The sequence below is a fragment of the Mesorhizobium sp. M7A.F.Ca.CA.004.04.2.1 genome (assembly GCF_004022825.1).
GTDB lineage: Bacteria > Pseudomonadota > Alphaproteobacteria > Rhizobiales > Rhizobiaceae > Mesorhizobium.
The window spans coordinates 1-7,055 of the sequence record NZ_RZPH01000216.1; the positions used below are offsets into that span (position 1 = coordinate 1).

Here is a 7,055-nt window from a genome sequence, read left to right on the forward strand (position 1 = left end):
TATGGCCGTCCGAAAGGTGATAGCCGTGAAGGACTGGTCTTGCGGCATGAGCGACGAGCTCGGCCGCGTCGTCCTGACCATCAACCCGACCGAGGGTGAGCCCATCCTGGTTTTGATGACAATCTTCCAGGCGGCAAGGATAGCCGGGGAATTGCGGGCTCCGGAACTCGTCTCCATACCTCGGTGACGCAACGCCCCTGGGCAAATCGGATCAAGCTCGCCGGGGCAGCCCCAACGCCCTCCCCAGCGAGCTGTTGCTCCGTTACGATGAACGATGGAGCAATTACTGCTTTACGAATCCGGGCGCCGTTAAGTTGCATCCGGCTCCTGAAACCATTTCGCGGACCCTGCGTTGACCACCGGGCCGACACAGGAGACATCTCATGACCGTCAACTGCCGCTTATCGATCGACAACCGGCCGGAGGCCACGGACGCCGTTTTCCAGGCGGTTCCCCGGATCGGCGAAAGTGTTGCGCTGTCGATCGACGGAACCACGCAGGATCTGCGGGTATCGCGCGTCGTGCACGTCACCAATGGCAGCCTGGAAGGTGCCGCGATAATCGTCGAAGTGACGACCAATATCCTCTGAACCGAGAGTCTCGTCCCGGTACGCCAGCCGGCGCCGCGTCGCGGCAACCGCCGACCGGCCTGCGGGACCAGGGCGGCTCAGGCACGGTGAACCGCCCTACTCCTTGCCGCCGTCGGAAATGCCGTTGCCGCCGGCGGTTGGCAGGATGCCGAAGTCTTGCGACTTCGTCCCTTGCTCCGCCGTCAGGAAGCCATCCGAGGCAAGACCGCGCCGCAGCAATTCCCTCACGGCGGCCGAACGGCTCGGCATGCGCTTGTCGAAGCGCCAGTTTTCCAGCGCCGCCAGTTCGTCTGACGTCAGCATGATCTGCAACCGTTCCGGGCGTTCCAGTTCAGTCATCGCGCTTCCCTCGCTCAGCACCACAAATACGTAGAATGAGTATTCAACTCACTTACCGCATAATTAGGAAGCCGCTCCTAGCGCGTCAAGACCTCGCGATGGGTGAACTGCTTCTCATGCTCAAGATGAGTCTCATGGGTATTCGGCGTAAGGCGCACACTTGCATAACTATTGTAACTACCTGATTTGTTTAGATATTTTTTAATTCGTGACTTGCCAAGACGAAGCCTCTGCCGCATTGTGCAACCTCAACGAAAACCGGTCCCCTTGGGAGGTTTCGATGCGGTATGATTACTCGGCGCGACTACGCGATGACGTCCGTTCAGCAGTCCAGGTCGCCTTCAGGAAGACCGGCATCGTCAGCATCACGGCGGTGGCGGAGCATGTAAGGGTCAGGAATCTGGCCGAAAACGTCGCCCTCGAGGACGTCGAATACCTTGTCTTCCAGGCAGCCCAGCTGATTGGCGCGGCAATTGAATTCGACGGGCTCACCAATTTCGACGGCGTAGCTGGTCTGTTCGTGGATGGCCTCGGTGGCGACGATGGTGAGCGCGTCAACGCCCAACTCGACAGACCTGGTGAGGCCACCCTGCAGTAAGGCAATTCCGGCTGAACGCGCATTTGTCCCGTGCCAGTCAAGGCGGCCTCCTCAAAGGGCCGCCCTGCTGTTTCCGTACCTTGGTGATGACCAGAGCAGTTCCTCAGGCGGAGCCGGCGATTTGTGAGGCGAAGTCGCGATAGGGACGCAACGGGCGGCCGAGAAGCGCGGTCAGGCGCTCGACGTCGCCGGCCTCGGGCAGCATGCCGTCGGTCAGGAACCGTTCGCCCATCAAGCGCATATCGTACGCCATCCAGGCAGGCAGGAACTGCTTGAGATTCTGCTCGAAACCTTCGGTGTTGTCGCCGCCGTAGCTGATCGGGCGGGCGAGCACGTCGGACCAGATGGCCGCGATATCCGTTCCCGTCAGTGTCTGCGGACCGACGAGATTGATCCGCTCGAGCGCAAGCGGCTCTGCGGACCGTTCGCGACGCAGCAACTCGAGAGCGGCGATCTCGGCGATATCACGCACATCGATCATGGCGAGACCCTTGACGCCGATCGGCATCGTGTAGGTGCCGTAGCCGGTGATCACGTCTTCGATCATCAGGTCGTTCTGGATGAAATAGGCCGGACGCAGGATCGTAGCCTTGAAGCCCATCTGCTCGATCATTCGCTCGACGCCGAACTTGCCGGCGAAATGCGGCACGTTCACATAGACGTCGGCATGGATCACCGAGAGATAGACAATCCGCTCGATGCCCGCCGATCGGGCGACGTTCAAGGCGACCAAAGCCTGGGTGAATTCGTCCGGCACCACCGCGTTCAAGAGGAACAGGGTGGAAACACCGGACATGGCTTTGCGCAGCGAATCGACATCGAGGAAGTCGCCTTGCGCGACCGATACGCCCGCCGGGAAGCTGGCTTTCGACGGGTCGCGGACGAGAGCACGGACGTCGGCGCCGCGCTTGACGAGGTGCTCGACGACTTGGCGGCCAACATTGCCTGTGGCGCCGGTAACGAGGATGGTCATGGAATTTCTCCTGTTGGGTTGCTTGACAGGCCCAATATGTGTGGCTCACAAACATTCAAATAGGCGAAAATTTTAGACGTACCGTCTCACTGGTGGAACACTCATGGATCTTCTGGCCCTGACCGATTTCAACCTCGTTGCCCGCCATGGCGGTTTCGGCAAAGCGGCAAGGGCCACCGGCCGGCCCAAGGCAACGCTGTCCCGGCGGGTTGGAGACTTGGAGAGCAGCCTTGACCTGCGCCTGTTTGAACGGGGTGCGCGTAACCTGAAGCTCACCGAGGAAGGACGGGCGCTTTTCGAGCGGACGGGGGCGTTGCTTGCCGAACTGGACGAGACGGCCGCGGCGATCGCCTCGGGCGGTCAAAGACCCAAGGGCAGATTGCGTATCAGCGCGCCCCTGCTTTTTTCTCAGACCGCGATGGGGAGGATCGCCGCGGGATTTGCCCTCAAATTTCCGGAGGTGAGGCTGGAGGTCACGACGGAGGACCGGGCTGTGGACATGATCGAGGAAGGCTACGACCTGGTAATCCGGGTCAACCCGGATCCCGACGAAAGCCTGGTCGGACGGGCGTTTCTCCGCGACCGGCTGGTCGTCGTGGCGAGCCCTGACCTTCCTCGCACCGGTGGTCCGGCCCCTGGCGTTGCGCGCGGGACAGGCGAACGGCAAATATGGCACGTGAAGACAGAGGCTGGCCGGTCGGCGATAAAAATCGAGCCGGTCCTCGCTTTGGGAACGCTCATTATGGTGCGCGATGCGGTGCGAGCGGGGGTCGGGGCAGCACGTCTTCCCATTTCGTTGGTGGCCCACGATTTGGCTGACGGCACACTGGTGAATTGGGGAGACATTGACGGCCCTGAGATCGCTCTGTGGACGCTCTACCCGTCCCGGCGGCTGCTCAGCCCGCGCGTGTCGGCTTTCCTGGACTTTCTGAAACAGGCCTTCCCGAACGGGACGCCGGACGAACTGGCCGCCTATATCGGCAGGTGATGCCCGGCCGCTTTCAGCGCACTGGGAGCCTGGGCAGCGTCACGTCACCTGCCAGCCTGCTTGGCAGAACATGCCGCGACCTCCGATCCACTCCTCGACAGAACCCGGCAAACAGGCCGATCGCGCCGGCAGGCGCCGTTTCGCGAACGATTGTTTTCGGTGTGGAACAAACTGGGTGCATAGAGGTTTTGGCCTCGCCGCACTCAGGAGGACGTGGTGAAGGCTCTGCGCAGTCTCCTTGCCGAACTGTCATCCAACTGGCTCAGGCGCCGCAAGGCGCAAGCGTCCAACACCGCTGGGAATGCCAAAGCCACGCCCAGCGTTGCGCCGCAGGCGTCAAACCAGCGTGCCGCTCATAGGCCCAAGCCTCCGTCCACCCGCGATGTCGCCTCCAACATGTGAGCGAGCTGCAAAGGCCATCATGATGCTGAATCGCCTGACTACGGATCCACTTCTCCGCCTTTTCATCGGTATAATTGCCGGCACATTGGTTGGAGGCGGTGTCGGCGAAGTGGTCGGCAACCATATCACAGCCGATCTCCTTGTCGGCGCATCCGTGGGCGCTTTTGTCGGCGCCGCGATTGCCGGAGTGATCCTGGCCGTCGAAGAATAGCGCCGCCGCATGGTGAGCAGCCATGGGGCGGCCGCGTCGTCTTCAAGCCATCGACATGCGGCCGAACACCCTGTGGGAATTGAGCGATCGGCTGCTATAATTCCTGGACCTTCCCGGAGAACGCCTGCCATGACCCTGAAAACACGCAAGCTCGGCAGCCAGGGGCTGCAGGTCTCGGCCATCGGCCTCGGCTGCATGGGCATGAGCCAGTCCTACGGCCCGGCCGACGAGGCCGAATCCATCGCCACGCTGCACCGCGCCATCGAACTCGGCTGCACCTTCCTCGACACCGCCGAGGTCTATGGCCCGTATACCAACGAGGCATTGCTCGGCCGGGCGTTGAAGGGCAAGCGCGGCCAGGTGACGATCGCCACCAAATTCGGCTTCCGCATCGAAAACGGCAAGCAGGCTGGAACCGACAGCCGGCCCGAGCATATTCGTGAGGTCGTGGAAGCCTCGCTCGGCCGCCTCGGAACCGACCATATCGACCTGCTCTACCAGCACCGCGTCGACCCGGCGGTGCCGATGGAGGATGTCGCGGGCGCCGTCGGCGAACTCGTCGCGCAAGGCAAGGTGCGCTTCTTCGGCCTGTCGGAGGCCGGCGCGGCCAACATCCGCCGGGCGCATGCCGCGCACCCGGTGTCAGCGGTGCAGAGCGAGTATTCGCTGTGGGAGCGCAATCTGGAGCCGGAGATCATCCCGCTGCTTGGCGAACTCGGCATCGGCCTGGTGCCGTTCTCGCCGCTCGGCCGAGGTTTTCTCACCGGCCAGGTCAAGCGCGCGGAAGACTATCCCGACGGCGATTATCGCCGCAACGACCCGCGCTACCAGGGCGAAAACTACGGCGCCAATGTCGAGGCGGCCGCCAAGGTGAGCGACATCGCCGCTGCCCGCGGCGTCAAGCCCGGCCAGGTCGCGCTGGCATGGCTGCTGGCGAAGGGCGACGGCTTTGGCATCGACATCGTGCCGATCCCCGGCACCAAGCGCACAAAATACTTGGGAGAGAACGTCGCCGCCGCCGCGATCAAACTCGATGCCGCCGAGATGGCCGCGCTCGACGAAGCGCTTGCGCCGGGGAAAATCTCCGGCCCGCGCTACACCGAGCGGGGCATGGCGATGGTCGACCGGTAGGGGGCGCCGCCCGTCTCGCTCTGAGGGCAATGCTCTCGCTCAACTCTTCGGCGGCAGCTGATGTCAAATCGGCTGTCGGCTCGGCTTTATCAGCCAATGTTTCAGCTGGCCGGTGGAGCGTTGATCGCAAATTGCGCGGCGAAAGCCCTGATGTAAGCAGGCCGAGCTTCACCGCGCGCTACATATGCAGCAAGGTTTTGATATTCGTCCAAAATGCCCGACATTCTTAGTCGCAGCAGCACCGATACCATCAACAGATCGCCCGCGCTGAATGCATCGTCGAGCCACTCGGCGGCGTCCAGACGAGCCGAGAGCCTGTCGAGACAGGCGCGAACACGATCCTTCACCAATGGCAAACGCTCCTCGCTCCAGGGCTTGTCAGCTTCGAATATCTTTGCCGTCGTTAATTCGAGGATCGGCGGCTCGACTGTGTTAAGTGCGGCAAACATCCACGTGATCGCACGCGCGCGGGCATCGCGATCGCCGGGCAGCAGGCCCGCGTGCTGCTCGGCAAGGTGAAGGATGATCGAGCCGGTCTCGAACAGTGAGAGAGAACCCTCCTCGTAGGTGGGGATCTGGCCGAAGGGATGGAGGGCCAGATGGTCCGGCGCCTTCATCTGCGCGAAGGAAACAAACCGAACCTCATAAGGCAGCCCTACCTCTTCGAGCGCCCAGCGAACGCGCGTATCGCGCGCCAGTCCCTTGCCGCGATCGGGCGATCGCTCAAATGCCGTGATGGTGATTGTCATCGCATCGTTCCTGATTGGGCGAATTCTTCGGCTCCCTATCGTGAAGACGAATGGGCCTCCCGGAAATCGACATCGGTGTGAACTATTTTCCGCAATTCGTGCCTGGCTTGTCGACCCCGACATTGCCGAAAAAGGCAAAGGCAGGGCCTAATCCGCCGCTGCCGCCGTAACCTTCTTGGACGCGGCCCGCTGTCGCCGCATGCGCCGTTTGGCGACGAGCTTGAGAGCGACCGGCGGCTCGTTTGAGAGCGCGCCCAGCACGGCGTCGACCATGCCATGCGCCACGAAATCCGCGTTCAAGTCACGGGCCAGTTTGTCGGCCGTCTCCTTGTCCTCGCTGCCGGTCTCCGACCAGAACACGATTCCCACCCGAAGTGCGGCCTTGGCACGCTTCAGCCGGCGAACCAGAAAACGGGCGTGCTTGACGGAATCCCGGTTCAGGAATCCGACCACGACAGTGTCGACGGTTTCGAGCTCAAGGCGGCGAATGCTGGCGGGCTCCATATCCGCAAAGCCGGCTTTCGATACCGTCGCGCCCTGGACCTCCAGCACCTGCGCCAGCATCGCGGCGGCGGCGTCGTCGAGCTCGCCACGCCCACCGGCGCAAAGCACGGACATATCCGTTCCATCGGGCAGGTCGGTCTCGTCTTCCCCGTTGGGATCGCCATCGTCGCTCGCCTCTGCGGCCTCGGGCGGCGCCTCCTCCTCGCCTGCCTCCTCCTGCGCGCTGTCGTCGAGATTGGCCACCAGCACCAGGGCACTGGCCGCCACCTGCCGCCTTTGCAAATCGCCCATGACGCCGCGCACACGGTCTTGTTCGCCCAGCAAAAGCGCCGGAATGGCAACCTTGTCGTAGAATTCGACCAGATATTTCTCCTCCAGCATCTCCTCGGCATGGTCGGTGGCTTCTTCCGGATCGCCGGCCAGAAGCCGCTGGTACAGGCGCGCATGGGGTTCGAGCACGGGCTCGTTGCCGAACAGCACGTCGAGGAATTCAAACTGCGGCACGTGTCTGCCCAGCACCACCAGGCAGACGGTGAGCGGTGTCGACAGGATCAGCCCGAGCGGCCCCCA

Annotated in this window: 9 protein-coding genes and 1 pseudogene; 6 read left to right on the forward strand and 4 right to left on the reverse strand. The window is 62.7% G+C overall.

The genetic code is table 11. The features are described 5' to 3' along the window. Positions 1–187 (forward strand): hypothetical protein (locus EN893_RS12350; protein ID WP_127269197.1); only part of this gene is annotated, 187 nt, incomplete at its 5' end. Positions 188–383: 196 nt separating this feature from the next. Next, the gene (locus EN893_RS12355) at positions 384–590 is read left to right on the forward strand and encodes a hypothetical protein (protein ID WP_127269196.1); all 207 of its coding nucleotides are present in this window, start codon (positions 384–386) and stop codon (positions 588–590) included. A 96-nt stretch (positions 591–686) separates the two neighbouring features. Here EN893_RS12355 and EN893_RS12360 read toward each other — a convergent pair whose 3' ends face one another. After that, entirely contained in the window at positions 687–929 is a 243-nt protein-coding gene (locus tag EN893_RS12360; protein ID WP_127269195.1) for a hypothetical protein, read from the reverse strand. Positions 930–1,209: 280 nt separating this feature from the next. Between EN893_RS12360 and EN893_RS12365 the strand changes: the two genes are divergently transcribed. Then, positions 1,210–1,527, forward strand: coding sequence for a hypothetical protein (locus EN893_RS12365; protein ID WP_127269194.1), 318 nt, complete (start codon positions 1,210–1,212; stop codon positions 1,525–1,527). A 103-nt stretch (positions 1,528–1,630) separates the two neighbouring features. Here EN893_RS12365 and EN893_RS12370 read toward each other — a convergent pair whose 3' ends face one another. After that, entirely contained in the window at positions 1,631–2,500 is an 870-nt protein-coding gene (locus EN893_RS12370) for an NmrA/HSCARG family protein (RefSeq protein WP_127271143.1), read from the reverse strand. 103 nt (positions 2,501–2,603) lie between these two features. On the opposite strand from EN893_RS12370, the gene EN893_RS12375 reads away from it, so the two are divergent. From EN893_RS12375 to EN893_RS12390, 3 genes are all read left to right on the forward strand, one after another. Continuing rightward, positions 2,604–3,488 carry a LysR family transcriptional regulator gene (locus tag EN893_RS12375; RefSeq protein WP_127270566.1) on the forward strand — a complete coding sequence of 295 codons (885 nt, stop codon included), beginning with the start codon at positions 2,604–2,606 and terminating at the stop codon, positions 3,486–3,488. Between the two features lie 421 nt (positions 3,489–3,909). Further along, complete coding sequence (locus tag EN893_RS12385) at positions 3,910–4,101, forward strand: hypothetical protein (protein WP_127301793.1); 192 nt, start codon at positions 3,910–3,912, stop codon at positions 4,099–4,101. Between the two features lie 129 nt (positions 4,102–4,230). Continuing rightward, the gene (locus tag EN893_RS12390; protein ID WP_127270568.1) at positions 4,231–5,232 is read left to right on the forward strand and encodes an aldo/keto reductase; all 1,002 of its coding nucleotides are present in this window, start codon (positions 4,231–4,233) and stop codon (positions 5,230–5,232) included. A gap of 101 nt (positions 5,233–5,333) precedes the next feature. Here the strand turns inward: EN893_RS12390 and EN893_RS12395 are convergent, their stop codons facing one another. Further along, positions 5,334–5,981: a glutathione S-transferase family protein gene (locus EN893_RS12395; protein WP_127271145.1), complete on the reverse strand. Its 648-nt coding sequence runs from the start codon at positions 5,979–5,981 to the stop codon at positions 5,334–5,336. Between the two features lie 147 nt (positions 5,982–6,128). Further along, positions 6,129–7,055, reverse strand: a pseudogene (locus EN893_RS12400) (AI-2E family transporter); the annotation flags it as partial.